Genomic DNA, 20,548 nt, shown 5'->3' with positions numbered 1-20,548 from the left:
CCAATTTGGATAAAAACATGTATGAATAAACCCTTTTTTATACAGGTCTGATCCACACTACGTCTCAAGTCTTAGATCAAAATAAAGCTGGGGCTCGTTATGAGGACTTTCAAATGTAGGTAAGATAAGGACATAGCAAACGAAAGGAGGAAACAAGTAATGAAAAAATTTGGTTACTTACTATTAGGCGGGGTGGCAGTGATCGTGTTGCTGTCAAATCTTGCCCCGATGATCGCACTCGGGATCAGCTTGCTCATCATGTATTTCGCCTATAAAGGCTTCATCAAAACTGATTCAACCTTCAACAAAGTAATCTTAGCAACTATCGGTATCATTGCGTTATTTGCATCAGCATCTAATCTGCCAGCGATCTTAGGATTTGTTGCTGTTTATGTCTTATATGTTGTCTATAAAAATTGGAACAAACCTAAAGCTGCAAAAGTGAAAGAAGATAATGATCCATTCACAAACTTTGAAAAAGAATGGAATGACTTAAAAGGAAACTATTAATTAGAAAAGCGTAAGAGCGTGATCAACCCAGGGAAAATAAGACGCTTATAAAATGAAGGTGTTCTTTACCTTGAATCTATGAGTGGCTTGTGACCTCGATGTGTTAGCGCTGGAGCTAGACATCAAAACGAAAAATAATTTAAATAAGGAGAGATTAAAAATGGCTAATATTTTTACTCGAATCAAGGACTCAATTACTGCTGATTTACATGAGGCGTTAGATCAAAAGGAACAAAAAAATCCAATCTCAGTTCTTAATCATTATTTACGACAATGTGAAGCTGAAACGGAAAAGGTTCGAAAACTAGTTGAACGCCAATATTTATTGAAAGAGGAATTTAACCGTGAGTATAAAGAGGCAGCACATCTAGCAGAGAAGCGTAAGTATCAAGCTGAAATTGCTTCGAAAGCTGGTGAAGAGGATCTTTATCAATTTGCATTAAAAGAGCAAGTCCATTATGAGGAGCGTGCAGCACGTCTAGAAGAATCGCTTCAACAAACATCACGCCAGCTTGATGAGCTTGAACAAAAATATGAAGAGATGAAGCATAAGCTAAAAGATATGCATATTAAGCGTATGGAGCTTATGGGAAGAGAAAATATTGCCCGTGCTCATCACAGAATGAATAAAGTTGTTGATAATAATAGTTATTCTACTAAGGCAATTTCTAGATTTGAAGAAATGGAAAACTACCTTGATCGTTTAGAGCATCAAGTAAACTCCGCGTACCACCGCAATACAATCGACGGCCGTATTGCCGAACTTGAAAAACAGCTGAAAAATGAAGAAGCAAATGCAATTTCTTAACAAAAGTATTGGGTGTTCCTGAACATGTCAGCATTTAACTGGAATTCGAAAAAAATGTGGCTTAGCGGGTTCCATGCCCTTTCCATAACAAAACATGGTATGCTAATAAGGCGTGATTCCCTGCGCCTTATTTTTATCATGATGTACCTAGTCACATGCTTTTTAAATAAGCTACTTCATAATCGAATGTAGTTACTACCTTCGATTATGAAGTGTCTTATGACCAACACATTTGTGTTTATCAGAAAGGAGGATGCCTAATGATTCGAAATATAAAAAGCGATTATGTAAACTGGATTATTATAGCTGGGTTTATCCTTCTTTTATTAGAAGTTTTATTTTTTAATGGTGGATTAATTGTCACGTTCCTTTTATCAATTGGATGTATTTATTTAGGAAAGAAGTGGAAGCCCCGCGTTATGGGGAAAGCATTTTTTTGGATCGGTTGGATTTGGCTGATTATAACGGTTCTCAATATGATGACATTTCGCTATTTTTTATGTGTCGTCCTTCTTTATATCATTGTACAATTTTTCCAATCACAGAAACATCCGAAGCAAATTAAGCCAATTATTTTGGAAGCTAAAACTGAAACAGGTTCTGATCCGTTTATTAAACGTGAAAAGATTTTTGAGAATAAATTTTTTACAAGTCAAATGACACCTGAACACGTATATGAATGGAATGATGTGAATATTCAGGTTGGCATTGGAAATACGGTGATTGATTTAAGCGATACCGTTTTACCTAAAGGAGAAGCAATCATCTCAATCAGAAGTTTAATTGGCAATGTTCAAGTCCTTGTGCCATATGAAGTTGAAGTACATGTGAATCATTCCGTTATGGCTGGGACAGTAGCGATCTTTCAGGATCAAGAGCAAAGGATTGTTAATGAGACAATTGTGTATGAAACGGCTGAGTATGTTCAAGCTGAACAGAAAGTAAAGCTGATTACGTCAGTGATTGCAGGGAATCTTGAGGTGAAGCGAGTATGAGCATTATTCAACGGCAAATTCTCATTGGCGCTATTTTTACGATCATCGTCTTTATCTTATTTTCAGTTTTATTTTTTATCGCGTTTCCATTGGAAGGCTGGGATTCATTATGGGAACAAAAAGTGTTGGATTTGCCTTTTATTTATATCGTTCCAAGTATTTGCATGTTAGTAGGTGTTTGTTTCGGATTTTTTTCAGGCTGGTTTTGGAAAAAACAAATTCAGTCGATCACAACAGCAGTGAGAGAGCTAGAAAAAAGTAGAACCCTTCCGGTGGAACGTCATACATTTCCTGAAATTCATGAAATATGGAGCAGAATTGAAAAAGTACAAAAACAAATGATGGAGCAAACAAAGCTTTCCCAGAAGCTTGCAAATGAAAAGGCAGAGGACAATGAAAAAATAATACAAGAGATGGTCGCGCAAGAACGGAATCGATTAGCTCGTGAGCTGCATGATTCTGTCAGTCAGCAATTGTTCGCAGCCTCCATGATGATGTCTGCTATTACAGAATCAAGGTCATTATCAGAGACCTTAGAAACAAAGCAGCTAAAATTAATTGAAGAAACAATCCATCAATCACAGCTTGAAATGAGAGCGTTGTTATTGCATCTACGTCCTGCAGCTTTAAAAGGAAAATCACTTCAAGAAGGTGTAAAAGAATTATTGGTAGAATTAATGCAAAAGGTTACAATGAATATAAAATGGAAAGTTGAACCAATTCCTTTGGATAAAGGTGTTGAAGACCATTTATTTCGCATCCTTCAAGAGTCTGTCTCAAATACTCTTCGCCATGCAAAAGCAACAAACCTTGATGTCCTGTTAATTAAACGGGATGATTTTGTCATTATGCGCATATCTGACGATGGAATTGGTTTTGAGATTGATGAAGAAAAAACAGGTTCGTATGGGATGCAAACAATGCGCGAGCGAGCTGTTGAAATTGGCGGTACATTAAAGGTAGTGAGTTTGAAAAATAAGGGAACTCGATTAGAGGTTAAGGTTCCTGTACTTGCGATAGAGGGTGATTTAAAATGATAAAAGTAGTATTTGTGGATGATCACGAAATGGTACGGATTGGAGTATCCTCTTATTTATCAGCTCAGCCAGATATCGAAGTGATTGGTGAAGCTGATAATGGCAAAAAAGGGGTAGAACTTTGTCTAGAACTGCGTCCAGATGTTATTTTAATGGATTTGGTCATGAACGAAATGGATGGAATTGAAGCTACGAAGGAAATTATTGCATCTTGGCCAGAAGCAAAAATTATTATTGTGACTAGTTTTCTTGATGATGAAAAGGTATATCCTGCACTTGAGGCTGGGGCAACAAGCTACTTATTAAAAACGTCAAAGGCAAGTGAAATTGCTGGTGCCGTTCGTGCGACTTTCCACGGACAGTCTATTTTGGAGCCGGAAGTAACTGGAAAAATGATGATGAAAATGCGTCAAAAAGATGTGACGCATGCCCATGATCACTTAACATCCCGTGAAATGGAGATTCTTATGCTAATGGCTGAGGGCAAATCAAATCAGGAAATTGCGGATGAACTATTTATTGCATTAAAAACGGCAAAAACACATGTTAGTAACATCTTAAGCAAGCTTGAGGTTCAGGATCGTACACAAGCTGTTATTTACGCATTTAAACATTCACTAGTTAAATAAAGTGAGTATTGTATTATTTGGGGGAGATATACATGCATAGAAACCAAGATTTATATAACTATTTAGTCGAGAATTCTTGGCAAATGTCAGAAGATTGGTATAGTATGGTCGAAGATCATGATCCTAAATCTGTTTATTCGACAAATGATCCTACTATTGTTCAAACATTAAAAGAACAGAACCAAGATTATTTTAAGCATTTACACGAACTTTTTATTAGTGAGGAAGAAGAATTTTTTCATAAGTTCCAGCAATGGTCTGAAGAACTGGCCAAAGACCAAAAGCACTTAAATACACCAATTCACTATGTAGTGCGAGAATTTATGAGAACCGAAGAAGTTTATGCTGCATTTTTAAAAAGATTCTATTCGTTAAATAAAGACAAGATTGAGATCGATCAAGTGTTCAAGTGGTTTGAAATGGTAAAAAAGGTAATTAATCTATCCATATATATTTATATGGATGAGGCACATAAAAACACGATGAGACAGCTATCAGCACAAAAAGAAATGATAAATGAACTAAGCTCACCTGTTATTCTCCTTCAAAATCAAACGGCACTGCTACCTTTAATAGGAGATATTGATACAGCAAGAGCGAAATTAATCATAGAAAATACATTAGCACAATGTGCAGAACTAGGCATCGCAAATCTGTGCATTGACCTATCAGGTGTTCCAATCATCGATACGATGGTTGCCCATGAAATGTTTAATTTAATCCAAGCGCTAAACCTTTTAGGTGTAAAATCGATCATATCAGGAATTAGACCAGAAATTGCTCAAACGGCTATTCAGCTGGGACTTGATTTTGACCATGTAAAAACGACATATTCTCTTGCTCATGCCCTGCAGCAAATTAATACATAAAAAGGATGGGTGCATCACTAAAATCGTAAGGATGTACCCTATCCATATCGTTTATCCACATGCTTTTTAGTGAACTTACGACGAATAAACGCAATGAAAACCAATAATATTGGAATAACAATTTGTAAAGGGATATGTAAGTAATAATCAATAAATTCCTCACCGAATTCCCTGGATTCAATAAAATGACCTGCATATAAAAGTGATAAGGGAATAATAATTGTCCCAAGTGCAAGAATGATTGGTCGATAATCCTTTAGGTTAAAAAATTGGGCAATCCCAACAGCAGCCCCATACATCCATCCACCAACCTTAAAAAACACCCCTGCTACCATCATTAAAATAACCAACGCATCAAATCTCTCAAGAAAATCAGCAATCGAAACCATTCGCGTTGCAGATAAAAGCGGATATAAATCCTTGCCATAAATTTCTGGCCCTAAAACAGCCGTGTTCAACATAGTATTAATGGTTAGTAAAATTCCCCCAATGACGATGGTTGCGATACCTATCTTTCTTTTATTCTGTGGCTTGCTTAGAAGAGGGAAAAACATTAAGATAAGGACTGTTTCTCCAAATGGGAAGACAATTGCTTTTGGAAAAACTTCTTTTAATACAGGCTTTAACCCATTCCCTAATATAGGAGTAAGATTTTTGAGAGTAAAGTTATCAACCGATAATAAAAGAATCCAAATAACAAGGAGAGATAAAATATAAACAGGAAAGACAACTTCCCCCATTCGAGCAAAAGACTCAACATTGCCGCGTAAACAATAAATCATTAATACCATAAAGCTTCCAATGATGATTAACATCGGGGTTTCAACTAAAATTGTCGAATAAATTAATTCACCGAAATCTCGGCAGGCAGTTGAGGCAAGTAAAGTAAAATAAAAAAGGTAATACAATATAACTGGGTAGGCAAGATATTTACCTATGATTTTGGGAATCATCTGAATCAATGTATCACCCGGGTAATAATCAGATAATTTGATATAGATGAACATCAATAATAATCCGCATACCATACCACCTAAGTGTGTTAACCAAGCATCCTGTTTCGCAGCTGCACCTTTTCCAAAAATTAACGTATTACCTATTTCAAAGCCAATCATAATAAAAAAAAGTTGAAGGGCACCTATTTTTTGCAGCTTCATGTTTTACTCCTCTGAATGAAAAGCTTAAATTCGTTTACTGATCATAAACCAGTATTTCTGCTTATTATTACCAACTAGGAATACGTTATGCAATGGAGGAATCTGACTGTTTCCTATTAGAGATAGGAACTGTCACCCTGATTGCCATACAAAAAAAGGATAGAATTAGCAACGATATCTGCTTTTTCTATCCTTTGTATTTCTTCATTTATTTTATTTAGCTGCCCAATCCTCAATATCCCAAACCTTTGTCACCCAATCCTCATAAAAATCAGGCTCATGGCAGACAAGGACAACTGTTCCTTTATATGCTTTAATGGCACGTTTTAATTCTTCTTTCGCCACAACATCGAGATGATTTGTCGGCTCGTCAAATAGAAGCCAGTTGCTTTCATTCATTTGCAGTTTACATAATCGCACTTTTGCTTGCTCTCCACCACTTAATTGTGAAATAGGTCGTGAAATATGTTCGTTTTTCAGACCGGAGCGTGCAAGAAGAGCACGTACTTGATGCTGATCAAGATTTGGGAAGGCGTTCCACACATCATCTATCGGTGTAATCGATCCAGCCTTAGCCTCTTGTTCAAAATAAGATGGAAATAGGAAGTCACCGCGATTTGTCGTCCCGCCTAATGGCTTAATCTTACCAAGAATGGTTTTAAGCAATGTTGATTTTCCGATCCCATTCGCACCAACAATGGCAATTTTTTCTCCGCGTTCAATTGTCATTGTAAGCTTTGGTAATAGTGGTCGATCGTAACCAATTTCAAGATCCTTTGCTTCAAACACATAGCGGCTGCTGCCTCTAGATTCTTTGAATTCAAATGTTGGTTTGATCGCAGTTTCAGGACGATCAATACGCTCAATGCGATCAAGCTGCTTTTGACGGCTTTTTGCACGGCCAGTTGTTGAGTAGCGTGCTTTATTTTTTGCAATAAAATCCTCTTGCTTTTTAATAAATTCCTTTTGCTTCTCATATGCGTTAATATGCTGATTCTTATTGATCTCCGCAAGCTCTAAGAATTTTTCATAAGTAGCTGTATAACGTGTTAGTTTAGAAAACTCTAATTGAAAAATCACGTTTGATACACCATTCATAAACTCTGTGTCATGCGAGATTAATAGAAACGCATTTGGGTAGTCTTTTAAATAATTGCTTAACCAGCGAATATGTTCAACGTCTAAATAGTTAGTTGGTTCATCTAGTAATAATACATCAGGCTGCTCTAGTAAAAGCTTAGCAAGAAGTACCTTCGTACGTTGACCACCGCTTAATGCCGATACATCACGGTCAAGGCCAATTGCATCTAGTCCTAGTCCTCTAGCTGTTTCTTCTACCTTCATATCTAGTAAATAAAAACCGCCGGCATCTAAACGGTCCTGAATTTCAGCCATTTTTTCCAGTAATTCCTCAAGCTCTTCAGGTGTTGCTGTACCCATTTTTTCCGTAACAGCATTTAATTCCTTTTCCTGCTCAAATAATGGGAGAAAGGCATCATTTAAAATATCACGAATTGTTTTTCCTTTTGTTAAAACAGTATGCTGATCAAGGTAACCATAACGGACACCTGGTGTCCATTCCACACGACCTGTGTCATGAATAAGCTGCCCTGTAATAATATTCATTAAAGTAGATTTCCCTACCCCATTAGCTCCAACAAGACCAACGCGCTCTCCTGCTAACAGGCGCAGCGTTACATCTTTAAATAACGTACGGTCACCAAAACTGTGACTAAGATTATCGATCGAAAGTAAACTCATTGCTTTATTAACCCTCCAAGCATAAACAGTATCTTTGCTCATTCTACTATTGTTTCATTTTATATGCTACTGGAAATAGCTGAAACAAAAATTGGATGTTTTAACTTAATTAGATTTCTAAGCTAAATAAACTTATAATAGGTAGATAGGAAATAGGTTTTTGAAAGGATGTTACTATGAGTAAAACAGTCGTTCTAGCTGAAAAGCCTTCAGTAGGAAGAGATTTAGCTAGGGTGTTACAGTGTCATAAAAAAGGAAATGGTTTTTTAGAAGGGGACAAATACATCGTAACATGGGCACTCGGTCATCTCGTTACATTAGCTGACCCTGAAGCCTATGGCGATCATTATAAATCATGGCGGTTAGAGGATCTGCCCATGCTGCCAACACCACTTAAGCTTGTTGTCATTAAAAAAACAGGCAAGCAATTTCAAGCTGTAAAAACACAGCTTTTGCGAAAAGATGTCAATGAAATTGTTATTGCAACAGATGCAGGACGCGAAGGAGAACTTGTAGCACGGTGGATTATTGATAAAGCGCGCGTAAATAAACCGCTTAAACGTCTGTGGATTTCTTCTGTAACAGATAAGGCAATCAAAGAGGGTTTTCGCAAGCTGAAAAACGGCAAAGAGTATGAAAATTTATATGCTTCAGCAGTTGCAAGAGCAGAAGCCGACTGGATTGTCGGGCTAAACGCAACACGTGCCCTCACAACAAAGTACAATGCCCAGCTCTCATCAGGACGTGTGCAGACGCCAACACTGGCAATGATTGCCCAGCGTGAGGAAGATATTAAAAGCTTTAAGCCGAAAAAATATTATGGAATGAAAGCACAAGCTACTAACGGCTTAACCCTTACATGGCAGGATGAAAAAACGAAGGATATAAAAACATTTGAAGAAGCACAAATTGATCAGAAGGTAACAAAGCTAAAAGGCAAATCAGCGTCGGTTGTAGATGTGAAAACAACACCGAAAAAATCATATTCACCTGCACTATATGACTTAACGGAGCTGCAGCGTGATGCAAATAAGCGCTATGGCTTCTCAGCAAAAGAGACTCTTTCGATCATGCAAAAGCTGTATGAGCAGCACAAAGTCTTAACATATCCGCGTACAGACTCGCGTTATTTAACAAGCGATCTTGTTGATACATTAAAGGACAGACTTGCTGCATGTAGAACGAAGGAGTATGCCCAGGTCATTGCCAAGATTACAAAGCAGCCAATTAAAGCAAACAAGTCATTTGTAGATGATACAAAGGTTTCCGATCACCATGCCATCATCCCAACAGAGGAATCTGTGCCGCTTAGTGCGTTAAGTGATAAAGAGTTTAAAATCTATGACTTAGTTGTCAAGCGCTTTTTATCCGTATTATTGCCTGCACATCAATATGAGCAAACAGTTGTTACAGCAAAAATTGATGATGAGTCATTTACGGCTAAAGGGAGAAGAATCACGGCACTTGGATGGAAAGAAGTGTTTCGTGATGATACAGATGATGATCATGAGGATGAACAGAAGCTTCCAGCATTATCAAATGGTGATCAATTACCAATTGTCTCTTTATCAAAAACATCAGGTGAAACAAAACCACCTGCTCGTTTTAATGAAGCAGCCCTTCTTTCAGCAATGGAAAATCCAACAAAGTACATGGCTGGAGAAAGCAAAGACTTAATCAAAACAATTGGTGAAACGGGCGGCCTTGGAACAGTAGCGACAAGAGCTGATATTATCGAAAAGCTCTATAGCAGCTTTCTGATTGAAAAGAAGGGGAAGGAAATTTTCATCACTTCAAAAGGAAAACAGCTTTTAAAGCTAGTACCTGAAGAGTTGAAATCACCTGTCTTAACAGCAGAATGGGAACAAAAGCTGACGAAAATTTCGAAAGGCTCCTTATCAAAGCAAGCCTTTTTAAATGAAATGACACAATATGCAAAAGAAGTTGTTCATGAAATTAAGAATAGTAAGCAAAGCTTTAAGCATGATAATGTGACTGGGAAGAAATGTCCTGAATGTAATAAGCTTTTGTTAGAGGTAAATGGAAAAATGGGCAAAATGCTTGTTTGTCAGGATCGTGAATGTGGCTATCGAAAAGGAGTTTCAAAAGTAACGAATGCACGCTGTCCAAATTGTCACAAAAAGCTCGAGCTTCGCGGTGAAGGAGAAGGCCAAATCTTCGTCTGCAAATGCGGCCATCGCGAAAAAATGTCTACTTTCCAAGAAAGACGAAAAAAGAATCAAAACAGCAAAGTATCGAAACAGGATGTAGCAAAATATATGAAAAAACAAGATGAAGGATTTGCAAATAATGCATTAGCAGATGCACTTGCAAAGCTGAATCTAAAAAAATAATGAAAAGGAGTTGAACGATGTGAACCGAAAAATAGGACATGTTACGATTCTAGTTAACGATTATGATGAGGCAATTGATTTTTATATAAATACATTAGGTTTTATATTACTTACTGATAATTCGTTTGGCGAGGGTATGCGCTGGGTGACAGTTGCACCATCAAAGAATCATGAAACCGCGATTGTATTTGTTGAAGCTGATTCAGAAGCAAAAAGGGAGCGTGTCGGCTCCCAAGCTGCCGGGCATGTTTTCCTCGTCATTGAAACAGATGATTTTATCCGTGACTATTCAAGCATGAAGGAAAAGGGTGTAACTTTTCTAGGTGAGCCAAAAGAAATGCCATGGGGAGTAGAAATCGTTTTTGAAGACCTATACGGCAATCGTTTCGACTTGCTTCAAGTGAAAAATTAAGATTGGAAGATAGAAAGTGCCAATAATTAAGACCGATATGTTTATCTATGCACCACGGGAAATTTGCTTCGATGTCGCTCGCGATATTGATATCCATACTCAATCAGCAAGCCAAACAGATGAACGCGCCATAGCAGGTGTGACAAGCGGCTTAATCAAGTTAAACGAAACAGTAACATGGGAAGCCATCCATTTTGGCATCAAACAAAAGCTAACCGTCCGAATTACAGAATTCGATTTTCCAAATCGATTCGTAGATGAAATGGAAAAAGGCGCATTTAAACGGTTTTATCATACTCATGAATTTATAGAAAAAGAAAATGGAACGCTGATGATCGATACATTTGATTATACCTCTCCATTTGGTCTAGTTGGAAAGCTGGCAGATCGGCTGTTTTTAGAGAGGTATATGAAAGAGTTTTTTATTACGAGAAATCGGTTTATAAAGAAGATAGCTGAAGAAAGAGTAGGAGAGAGTTGACGCCGCAGGGATGCGGCGTTTTTTTTGTTTGAAAATAAGAGAGAGGTGGGCGAAATTCGTCGAATTATGTAGGTTGCAAAAAAATGGAAAAGTTGCAAGATTATCGAGTGAAGTTGCAAAATTCTCACTGAAAGTTGCAAGATTAATATCAAAAGTTACAAGATTCCCTTTCGAAGTTGCAAAATCAATTTACTGGCTTCAAAATTTTCTTCATCTTTAGCAGGATTTAAGTCTATAACTACCGAATTAAGCGGGTAAAACTAGCAAGGAGGCAAGAAATGATTATAAAAGAACGTACAATTCCTCTGCAAATAGAAAAATTACAATTTTTAATTAGCCGGACACCACCATCTCATCCGAAAATGCAAATGATGAATGAAAATTTATCAAAAAGACTTTCAGGTTTCAAAGGCGAAACATATCTTGACTACCCTTTAAGCTTCCTCTCTGACAAGGACTACTACATTCTTCACGACCTTCGGATAAAAGATGCTACTCATTATTTTCAAATCGATTCATTCATCATATCTACAAATATTTTGATTATTTTAGAGGTGAAAAATATAGCAGGAGATATCTATTTAGATCCAATCTTTCATCAACTCATTCGAACGTTGGATGGTAAAGAAACTGTCTTTGAAGATCCAATCATTCAAATAAACCGCCAAGAGCTGCAATTGAAAAAATGGTTAAGAAAGCATCAATTTCCTAAAATACCGATTCTTTCTCTCGTTGTTTTTACTCATCCGAAAGCTCTTCTTCGTACATCTCCTGAAAACTTAGCTATTCCTCAAAAAGTAGTTCACCGCAACTTTCTATCAACAAAATTAACTCAGCTCGAAACAGAATACTCTGAAGAACGAATCTCGATTAAGGACATTAAAAGGATGATCAAACTTTTAAAGAAACAACATACACCTCTTGATCAACCAATTCTTGAACAATATGGAATTGGCTGTGATGAATTGCGTAAAGGAGTTATTTGTCCTGCTTGTCTTCATCTTCCTATGGAAAGAGTATTCGGTACATGGAACTGTCCTCAATGCAAGAACAAAGAGAAAAATGCACATATATCTGCACTAAAAGATTATTTTCTCCTTTGCGGATCTGAGATTACCAATGAAAAGGCAAGAGATTTTTTACAAATCTCCTCCCCCTATTTAGCTTCAAGACTTCTTCATTCTCTGAAATTACCTAGCGATGGAACAACAAAGAATAGAATCTACTATTTGTCCTTTAAGAAATAAATGAAAGGGTGAAAAGACTTAAAATAAGTAAAAATAATATTTCAAAAGTAAATAATATTCTTTTATTGTGTAAATGATTGTTAAAATATTCAAATTATAATTGATTGTAATTCATCTCGATAATATAGTGAAATTGTCCAAAAATGACACGTTCAAAAAAGTGTGTTGATCACAAAATATCGAGGAGTGAAGAAAAATGAAATGGAAAAAACTATTTTTATTAGGGCTAGTCGCGACAACGATTACAAATGTAGGAACGGCGCAACAAGCAGATGCCAGAGGTGCAAATCAATTTCAAACAGAAGATAGTAAGGCTTTTCAAAAGCTACATTCAAAGCTATTAGATCATCATAAAAATGCCGACTTGATGATTACGGCGCACCGTGGCCAGTGGCGTGATTACCCTGAAAACTCACTAGGCGCAATCGAAGAAGCAATCGAGGACGGCGCTGAAATCGTCGAAATTGATGTTCGTTTGACAGCTGACGGTGTACCTGTGTTAATGCATGACGAAACCGTAGATCGCACAACCAATGGCAAAGGTAAGGTCAGTGACTTCACATTAGCCCAAATTAAGGAGCTTCGTTTAAAAGAAGGTCTTGGCGGTGCTACAGCAGCACTAACTGAGCACACAGTACCTACACTTGAGGAGGCAATGCTAGTAGCTAAGGATCGTGCCATCGTTAATCTTGATAAAGGCTGGGACATCCGCGAAAGCATGTACGACGTGCTTGTCAAAACCAATACCGTTGATCATGGTCTGTTTAAGGGAAGTTCAAATGTTGAGGATGCAGCAGCTTTCATGGCAAAGGATCCAGAAATTCTATATATGCACATTATCAAAGACCACAATGCTAATGCTGTTGATTCGTTCCCTGAACGACAGCCAGTAGCATACGAGGTTGTTTTTGACGAACTATCAGATCCACAAATTCAACCTGAGAAAGTACGTCAAATTCAAAAGAATAGTCGAGTTTTTGTAAACGTCATGTGGAATGGACTTGCTGCAAAATACACGGACGAAGCTTCACTGAGGGATGTAAACCTTGGATGGAAGGCTGTAACGAATCTCGGTGCGAACATCATGCAAACTGACAATGTCGAGGCTCTGGATTATTGGCGAGACGGTGGTAACATGAAGCACTGGGAGTCGCAAAAAGGTAATCGCACAGTCCGTGTTCAGGCGGAGGACTATATATCAGGTGGACAGGGTATCGGTTATTATGATCTCGATCCAAACCGTGATGACCCGTCAAGCCCAGACTGGATCGATGTCGCAGACAGAGATGGTGCGACTGTTGTAAAGACAAACATGGCAGGTGAATGGGCAAAATATGAAGTGAATATTAATCAATCTGGCATGTATAAAATCTCTGGGCGTTTGTCTGCAGCCGTTTCTCCAGCTGGTACGATCAAGTTGGATTGGGATGGAGAGTCCAGCGAACAGATTGAGGTAAGAAACACCACTAATACTCGTGCATTCGAGCTTCAGGAATGGGAGTATAGATATTTAGAAAAAGGCAGTCATACATTTGTTGTCAATATAACAACACCTAGTTATCATCAGCTGGACTACATTCAGTTTGATTTGCAGAAGTGAGGTTGACTGTTTGTAGATTTAAGAATGAATAATAAATAAGGTGTACAGGCTGCTTCAAAGTATGGAATAAACCAGTTTTGAAGCAGCCTTTTTTGTCGTTTAGGATACGATAAAATTCTTGAACTGTTGATAAGAGCGCGACGTTCAACTCCAAAGCACAGGACGTCGCGTTTTTGAAGCAATCACATAGTCCCTCATAGTCTACAGCTAGAGCTTGCGCTTTGTTCTGTAAACGCAAAGTATGATGCTATAACATGTCATATTTAATAGATTAATTGAATTGTAAAGAACGTAAACCTTTGTAAATGTAGTGTTAAACAACGGTAAATCGTATTGACGCTCATTTATTGCCCAAATATAATGAAATTGTAATTAAAAATTGACACGTTCCAAAAAAATGAAGGAGGGCACAATAAAACGATAAGCAACAAAGAGATGCAATCATTTATGTTCCAATCATACAGAATATTTCGGCATAACAAACAATGATCTTACAAAAGGAGAAAAAGAATGAAAGCAAAAAAACCATTTCTACTCGTAGTGGCATTCATGTTGGTCGCAAGCATTTTAGCAGGTTGTATGGGTAACAATTCAGCAGAAAAAGATACAGCAACAGAACAAAAAGATGAAAAGAAATCACTTGTTGTTTATTCAAACTCATTATCTGAAGGCCGTGGAGATTGGTTAACTGAAAAAGCTGCTGAAGCAGGTTTTGAGCTTGAGCTTGTAGAAGCTGGCGGTGGAGATCTTTTAAATCGTATCGTCTCTGAGAAGAACAATCCTTTAGCAGATGTTGTTTTTGGTTTAAATCAAATGAACTTTGAAACGTTAAAATCAAATGACTTACTTGTTCCATTTGAACCGGTATGGACGGCTGAAATTCCAGAAGGCTCAAGTGAAAAAGACAATTACTACCATCCGCTTGTAGAACAAAGAATTTTTATGATTTATAACAAAGATGTTTATACAGAAGAAACAGCTCCTAAAGATTGGACAGACTTAATCGAAAACGAAGAATTTAAAGGGAAATATCATGTACCTGGTGATTTAGGTGGAGGAACAAATCGCTCTGTTGTTTATGGAATGTTAATGAGACATGTAGATAAGAATGGCGAGTTAGATATATCTGAAGAAGGTTGGAAAGAAATCGAAGCATTCTTTGAAAATGGCTATAAAACGCCAGAAGGAGAAGATGCTAACGCAAACCTAGCTTCAGGAAAAGTTCCAATTTCATTCACATATTCAAGTGGTTTACCTGGTATCGAAGAAGAATTTGGTTTTGAAGCGGGCATCGTTTCACCAGAAGTAGGTGTACCAACAACTGTTGAGCAAGTTGGAATCATTAATAAAGGGAAAGATCAAGATACTGCAGCAGCAGAAGAATTTATTAACTGGTTTGGCAGTGCGGAAGTTCAAGGTGCATGGGCTGAACAATTTGGTTCTTTACCTGTAAATACAAAAGCAGTTGAAAAAGCAACAGAAAAAATGAAACAAATTCGTGAAATGACAATTATTCAAGAAATGGATTACACGTTCATCTCTGAACATATTGACGATTGGGTAGAAAAAATAGAATTAGAAATCTTTTAAGTAAGAAAAGCGGAAGCGCCTTGAACAGCCCCGACAGGCATAAGACGATTCATAATAGAAGGCGTTCTTTGCCTTCAATTATGAAGTGGCTTATGAGCCCGAGGGGCTAGGCGCTGGAGCTAGACAATAGAAAAGCGGAAGCGCCTCGAACAGCCCTGACAGGCATAAGACGATTCATAATAGAAGGCGTTCTTTGCCTTCAATTATGAAGTGGCTTATGAGCCCGAGGGGCTAGGCGCTGGAGCTAGACAATAGAAAAGCGGAAGCGCCTTGTTAAGACCCGGAAAGCAAAAGACGATTATGAATAGATGGTGTATCTTACCTTTAATACATGATTGGCTTATGAACTAGAGGGTCTAAGAGCTGCCTTGATTAGCCTTACGGTTAATCAAGGCAGGACTGAGCGGAAGAATCCTACTCGCTTCCCTTCAGTCCTGCCTTTTAGGTGGACATCTTAAATTTGTAAAACGTTCTTTTCTTACTCCCCCTAGTAAGAAAAACGGTTAAACCGTCAAATTCAGAAGGGATTTGGCGGTTTTCATCATGAAGGAGGATATCACTTGATTAGTTTCCAAGATATACAAGTAAAATTTGATGATTTTATTGCGATACAAAATTTAAATCTAGATATAAAAGAAGGTGAATTTTTCACGTTTCTAGGACCTTCTGGTTGCGGGAAAACAACGACATTACGAACTTTAGTAGGATTTATTACCCCTACGAAAGGGAAGATCTTCGTTGATGGCGAGGATCTTACAAATACCCCGATTGAAAAACGACAAATTGGAATGGTCTTTCAAAGCTATGCTCTATTCCCGACAATGTCCGTTTATGAAAACATTGCTTTTGGTTTAAAAGTACAAAAATATAAAAAAGAAGAGATTAAAAAGCGCGTGGACGAAATTGCAAAAGTTGTCGATTTAAAAGAGGATAAGCTGATGAAAAATGTATCTGAATTATCAGGTGGTCAACAACAACGTGTTGCGATTGCGCGAGCATTGGCGCTTGCTCCAAAAATCATTGTATTAGATGAGCCTTTGTCAAATTTGGACGCAAAGCTGCGAAAGCAATTAAGAAAAGAACTGAAAAAATTGCAGCTCGAACAAGGGATTACCACGGTTTATGTGACACATGACCAAGAAGAAGCCTTAACATTGTCAGACCGTGTGGCTGTTTTTAATAATGGGGTTGTTGAGCAAGTTGGTACACCAGAGGAAATCTACAATCAGTCAAAAACAGAGTTTGTCTGTAATTTCATTGGTGAGGCAAATTCTATCAGCGAAGAAGTAATAGATGAAATTTCAAAAAGATCAGGGATTAAATTCGATTCAGCAAAAAAATATTATATTAGAACAGAAAAGATAAAAACGAAAATACTAGATAGTGATAACCAATCTGTTGAACTTCACGCAAAAGTAGACTCAAAAGAATTTTATGGCACATACTCTCAATATAAATATGAGGTAATGGGTACTTCCCTAATCAATATTGAGAAAGAAGATGGGAATTTTCAATATTCAGAGGGCGACGAAGTAACCTTGTTTATAAATCCAAAAGACATACTTCAATATTAGGAGAATCATAATGAATAAATTTATAAACACTCATATTCAAAATAAACTCTATCTTTGGGTTGTCGGGATCATTCTCACTTGGTTTATTACAACCTTTCTCATTCTCCCAAATGTAAATATTCTTTATACAACATTTTTTGCAGAGGGTGTCTTTTCCTTAGAGCCATTTCAAAAATTGTTATCATCTGAAAGAGCAATGAAAAGTTTAGCTAATAGCTTTCTATTAGGGATTACATTAGTTTTCACTGTAAACATCGTTGGCATTTTCCTAGTGTTAGTTACAGATTATTTTGACATCAAAGGTGCCAAAATCTTAAGACTCGGGTATTTTACAACCATGATCTATGGGGGACTCATTTTAGTAGCTGGATACCAATTTATTTACGGAAATACAGGATTTTTAACGACATTATTAGTGAAAATCTTTCCTAATATGAATCCGGATTGGTTTGTCGGTTATCCTGCGGTTGTGTTTGTAATGACCTTTGCTTGCACGACAAATCATATTATCTTTCTTTCCAATGCCATTAAAAGCATTGATTATCAAACGGTTGAAGCAGCAAAAAATATGGGAGCATCCCCTTTGGGAATTCTCACCAAAATTGTTCTGCCTGTTTTACAACCAGTATTAACGACATTATCCGTTTTGTTATTTGCAACAGGTCTTGGTGCGATGTCTGCTCCGTTAATCGTAGGCGGAGAAGACTTTCAGACGATTAGCCCAATGATTTTAACATTTGCGAATAGTATGAGCTCAAGAGATCTTGCTGCATTGTTAGCAATCTTTTTAGGTGTTTCACAAATTGTTTTACTTTATTTCATAACAAGAGCTGAGAAAAAAGGATTTTATATGTCTGTTTCAAAAGTAAAAACGAAAATCGTGAAGCAAAAAATAGAAAATAAAGCTGCCAACTTTATTGTTCACTTTTTTGGATATGTTCTATTTGCGATCTATGTGCTGCCAATTGCAGCGGTTATTATTTTCTCTTTTACAGATACGTATAGCATCAGTACGGGAACACTTTCGTGGGATCATTTTACATTAGAGAATTACGCAAAAATTTTAACCGATGCATCAGCATATGAACCGTTTGTGATAAGTATTATTTATTCTGGGTTAACTGCCATCATTGTAGTAGCTGCGATGTTATTCGTTGCACGTTTAATTCATAAATACAACAATAAATTAACCACGGCATTAGAATATTTATTTCATATCCCATGGCTAATACCAGGTATTTTAATGGCGTTAGGTTTAATAATCACCTTTGATAAACCGATGTCAATTATCGGAAATATCGTTTTGACAGGAACATTAGGCTTGCTGTTAATTGCATATGTCATTGAAAAAATACCATTTACATTGCGGATTTTGAAGGCGGCTTATTACTCATTCGACAGCTCGCTTGAGGATGCAGCGAAAAATTTAGGTGCGGGCTCCTTTTATACATTTATTCGCGTGATTATACCAATTGTTTTACCGACAACTTTAGCGATACTGGCTTTAAACTTTAATAGTCTATTAGCAGATTATGATCTAACCGTGTTTTTATATCATCCATTGTATCAACCTCTTGGTATAGTGATTCGAAATAACACAGATCCAACAGCTTCGATTGATGCGAAGGCAATGAATTTTGTCTATTCCGTGATTTTAATGGTTATATCTGCAATTGTTATTTATTTTGTTTATGGTAAAGGCAGCAAAAAGAAAAATATATTGTAAAAGAGGTTTATTATGAAGATCATCAAAGAAAAACTAGAAAACAATCTATTTTTAATTGCAGTTCATCGTGGTAGCAGCATGGGGAATGTTGTTGAAAATACAATACCTGCTTTTCATGCAGGCGTTCAATCTGGTTCAGATATTTTAGAAATTGATATTATCCGTTCGACGGATGGGAAGTTTTATATTTTCCATGACGGTAATGAAAAAAGGTTATTAGGACTAGACCGCAATATAAAAACAATGGATTCTAGTGAGATCGATTCATGTAATTATCGAAATAACAATGGTACTGTTGTGAATGTTAAAGTTGAAAAATTGGAAGATGTGTTGAATGCATTTAAAGGCGACATTCTTATCAATCTTGATCGTTCTTGGGAATATTGGGATACACTTCTCCCATTTCTTGATCAGTTTAATATGGAAGACCAAATTCTATTAAAATCTCCAGTTCAAAAGAGTTGGTTGAACGTTCTTGATGCTCACCAAGTAAAATATTCGTTTATACCGATTATTAAAAATCTATCAGATATTGAAGAAATGGAATCTTATAAAAATATTAATATGATTGGCATGGAAATTATTGCGGAAGATCAGGAAAGTCCATTTTTCCGAGATGAAACAATCAAAACGATCAAAGATAAAGATTTATTGATTTGGATTAATGCGATTCGTCTTGATGATCAAAATATTTTATATGCAGGATTTGATGATGATGCTTCAATCATGAAAGGAAAGGAACATGGTTGGCAAAAGCTTGTAGACAAAGGGGCTGATATGATTCAAACAGATTGGCCGAGTCTATTATATAACTATAGAGAAAAACTTAAGCTTACCAAGTAATGGTAAGCTTTTTAACATCGGAAATGAGGAGAAACTATGGAAGACTTACAAAAAATGCATAATCAAATTGTTGAATGGTTAAACGAAATTGTTCCAATCATTAAACGTTCACTATCAGAAGAGTTAAAAATTGAAATAAAAAGAGATCGCAAGGATCTAGTGACAAATATTGATAAAATGGTTCAAGATTTCCTTATTCAAAAAATTACCGAAGCATATCCAACACATATGATTATTGGTGAAGAATCGCAGGAATTAATCATAAGTGATAATCGAGAGCATGTTTGGATCATTGATCCGATTGACGGTACTGCAAACTTTGTGAAACAACAAGATCATTTTTGTATTTTGATTGCTTACTATGAAAATGACATCGGAAAGCTTGGTTATATTTTCGATGTCATGAATGATGATTTATATTATGCAATTGAAAATAATGGAGCCTTTTTAAATAATGAAAAATTACCAAGTCCGGAAGAGATTTCATTACAGGAAGGACTTATTTCAGGAGACATTCGGGATTGGGTTGGCAAAGAGTGCTTAGAACGATTAGCAGAGGAATCTTTTGACATTCGTTATTTTGGCTGTGGAGGCATTGATAGCATTCATGTTATTACAGGTAAGTTTGCAGCATTTGCCACATCCAAATCAGGGCCTTGGGATTTAGCGGCACAGCTTATTTTTGCGAAGGAATTAGGATTGAAAGTTTCGCATTTTAATGGTAGCCATCTACATTATTTAGATCGTGGTGATTGGATTCTTTCTAATAAAGGAGCATTTGACGACTTAATAGAGATATTAAAAGGCTGGTAATGTTAATTTTATGTAGATTTTGATTCAATACTACTAATAAAAAGAGATTTTTTTGATAAAATTGGTAGAACATTATCTAATTCTAAATGGGCAATAATCCCCTATATTTTGAATTAAGATTAGTAGTGATCGCTAACCATCA

At 36.7% G+C, this 20,548-nt stretch carries 18 protein-coding genes; 16 read left to right on the top strand and 2 right to left on the bottom strand.

Features of this window, described 5'->3' with window-relative positions; genetic code table 11:
- Nucleotides 1–159: 159 nt before the first annotated feature.
- The 6 genes from GMB29_RS26035 (at nucleotide 160) to GMB29_RS26010 (ending at nucleotide 4,848) form a co-directional block, all read left to right on the top strand.
- Complete coding sequence (locus tag GMB29_RS26035) at nucleotides 160–510, top strand: lmo0954 family membrane protein (RefSeq protein WP_136357795.1); 351 nt, start codon at nucleotides 160–162, stop codon at nucleotides 508–510.
- A gap of 160 nt (nucleotides 511–670) precedes the next feature.
- Nucleotides 671–1,318 carry a PspA/IM30 family protein gene (locus tag GMB29_RS26030; RefSeq protein WP_136357793.1) on the top strand — a complete coding sequence of 216 codons (648 nt, stop codon included), beginning with the start codon at nucleotides 671–673 and terminating at the stop codon, nucleotides 1,316–1,318.
- Between the two features lie 260 nt (nucleotides 1,319–1,578).
- Entirely contained in the window at nucleotides 1,579–2,313 is a 735-nt protein-coding gene (gene liaF, locus GMB29_RS26025; protein WP_136357791.1) for a cell wall-active antibiotics response protein LiaF, read from the top strand.
- Entirely contained in the window at nucleotides 2,310–3,350 is a 1,041-nt protein-coding gene (locus tag GMB29_RS26020) for a sensor histidine kinase (protein ID WP_136357789.1), read from the top strand. Before liaF ends, GMB29_RS26020 begins: the two co-directional genes overlap by 4 nt.
- Nucleotides 3,347–3,979, top strand: a complete 633-nt coding sequence (locus GMB29_RS26015) for a response regulator transcription factor (protein WP_136357787.1) — start codon at nucleotides 3,347–3,349, stop codon at nucleotides 3,977–3,979. Before GMB29_RS26020 ends, GMB29_RS26015 begins: the two co-directional genes overlap by 4 nt.
- Nucleotides 3,980–4,011: 32 nt before the next feature.
- Entirely contained in the window at nucleotides 4,012–4,848 is an 837-nt protein-coding gene (locus GMB29_RS26010; RefSeq protein WP_136357785.1) for an STAS domain-containing protein, read from the top strand.
- Nucleotides 4,849–4,886: 38 nt separating this feature from the next.
- On the opposite strand, the gene GMB29_RS26005 is transcribed toward GMB29_RS26010, so the two are convergent.
- Nucleotides 4,887–6,005 (bottom strand): GerAB/ArcD/ProY family transporter, encoded by a 1,119-nt coding sequence (locus GMB29_RS26005; RefSeq protein WP_136357783.1) that lies wholly within the window; start codon nucleotides 6,003–6,005, stop codon nucleotides 4,887–4,889.
- A gap of 213 nt (nucleotides 6,006–6,218) precedes the next feature.
- Nucleotides 6,219–7,766 (bottom strand): ABC-F family ATP-binding cassette domain-containing protein, encoded by a 1,548-nt coding sequence (locus tag GMB29_RS26000; protein WP_136357781.1) that lies wholly within the window; start codon nucleotides 7,764–7,766, stop codon nucleotides 6,219–6,221.
- Between the two features lie 176 nt (nucleotides 7,767–7,942).
- Here GMB29_RS26000 and GMB29_RS25995 point away from each other — a divergent pair, with 176 nt between their 5' ends.
- From GMB29_RS25995 to GMB29_RS25950, 10 genes are all read left to right on the top strand, one after another.
- A complete protein-coding gene (locus GMB29_RS25995) occupies nucleotides 7,943–10,120 on the top strand; it encodes a DNA topoisomerase III (RefSeq protein ID WP_136357780.1) in 2,178 nt (725 codons plus the stop codon).
- A gap of 19 nt (nucleotides 10,121–10,139) precedes the next feature.
- Complete coding sequence (locus tag GMB29_RS25990) at nucleotides 10,140–10,532, top strand: VOC family protein (protein WP_136357778.1); 393 nt, start codon at nucleotides 10,140–10,142, stop codon at nucleotides 10,530–10,532.
- 16 nt (nucleotides 10,533–10,548) lie between these two features.
- Nucleotides 10,549–11,013: an SRPBCC family protein gene (locus GMB29_RS25985; protein ID WP_136357776.1), complete on the top strand. Its 465-nt coding sequence runs from the start codon at nucleotides 10,549–10,551 to the stop codon at nucleotides 11,011–11,013.
- Nucleotides 11,014–11,291: 278 nt separating this feature from the next.
- On the top strand, nucleotides 11,292–12,260 hold the full coding sequence (locus GMB29_RS25980) for a nuclease-related domain-containing protein (RefSeq protein WP_136357774.1): 969 nt from the start codon (nucleotides 11,292–11,294) through the stop codon (nucleotides 12,258–12,260).
- Between the two features lie 196 nt (nucleotides 12,261–12,456).
- Entirely contained in the window at nucleotides 12,457–13,860 is a 1,404-nt protein-coding gene (locus tag GMB29_RS25975) for a glycerophosphodiester phosphodiesterase family protein (RefSeq protein WP_136357772.1), read from the top strand.
- A gap of 510 nt (nucleotides 13,861–14,370) precedes the next feature.
- Nucleotides 14,371–15,450 (top strand): extracellular solute-binding protein, encoded by a 1,080-nt coding sequence (locus GMB29_RS25970; protein ID WP_136357770.1) that lies wholly within the window; start codon nucleotides 14,371–14,373, stop codon nucleotides 15,448–15,450.
- A 560-nt stretch (nucleotides 15,451–16,010) separates the two neighbouring features.
- The gene (locus GMB29_RS25965; protein ID WP_136357769.1) at nucleotides 16,011–17,024 is read left to right on the top strand and encodes an ABC transporter ATP-binding protein; all 1,014 of its coding nucleotides are present in this window, start codon (nucleotides 16,011–16,013) and stop codon (nucleotides 17,022–17,024) included.
- A 10-nt stretch (nucleotides 17,025–17,034) separates the two neighbouring features.
- The gene (locus tag GMB29_RS25960) at nucleotides 17,035–18,750 is read left to right on the top strand and encodes an ABC transporter permease (RefSeq protein WP_136357768.1); all 1,716 of its coding nucleotides are present in this window, start codon (nucleotides 17,035–17,037) and stop codon (nucleotides 18,748–18,750) included.
- 12 nt (nucleotides 18,751–18,762) lie between these two features.
- Nucleotides 18,763–19,593 carry a glycerophosphodiester phosphodiesterase family protein gene (locus GMB29_RS25955; protein WP_136357766.1) on the top strand — a complete coding sequence of 277 codons (831 nt, stop codon included), beginning with the start codon at nucleotides 18,763–18,765 and terminating at the stop codon, nucleotides 19,591–19,593.
- Between the two features lie 36 nt (nucleotides 19,594–19,629).
- Nucleotides 19,630–20,406: an inositol monophosphatase family protein gene (locus tag GMB29_RS25950; protein ID WP_136357764.1), complete on the top strand. Its 777-nt coding sequence runs from the start codon at nucleotides 19,630–19,632 to the stop codon at nucleotides 20,404–20,406.
- Nucleotides 20,407–20,548 lie beyond the last annotated feature (142 nt).

It is taken from the genome of Metabacillus sediminilitoris (assembly GCF_009720625.1).
GTDB lineage: Bacteria > Bacillota > Bacilli > Bacillales > Bacillaceae > Metabacillus > Metabacillus sediminilitoris.
Note: the sequence above shows the minus strand (reverse complement) of the source record. Positions and strands in the feature narration are given on the sequence as shown.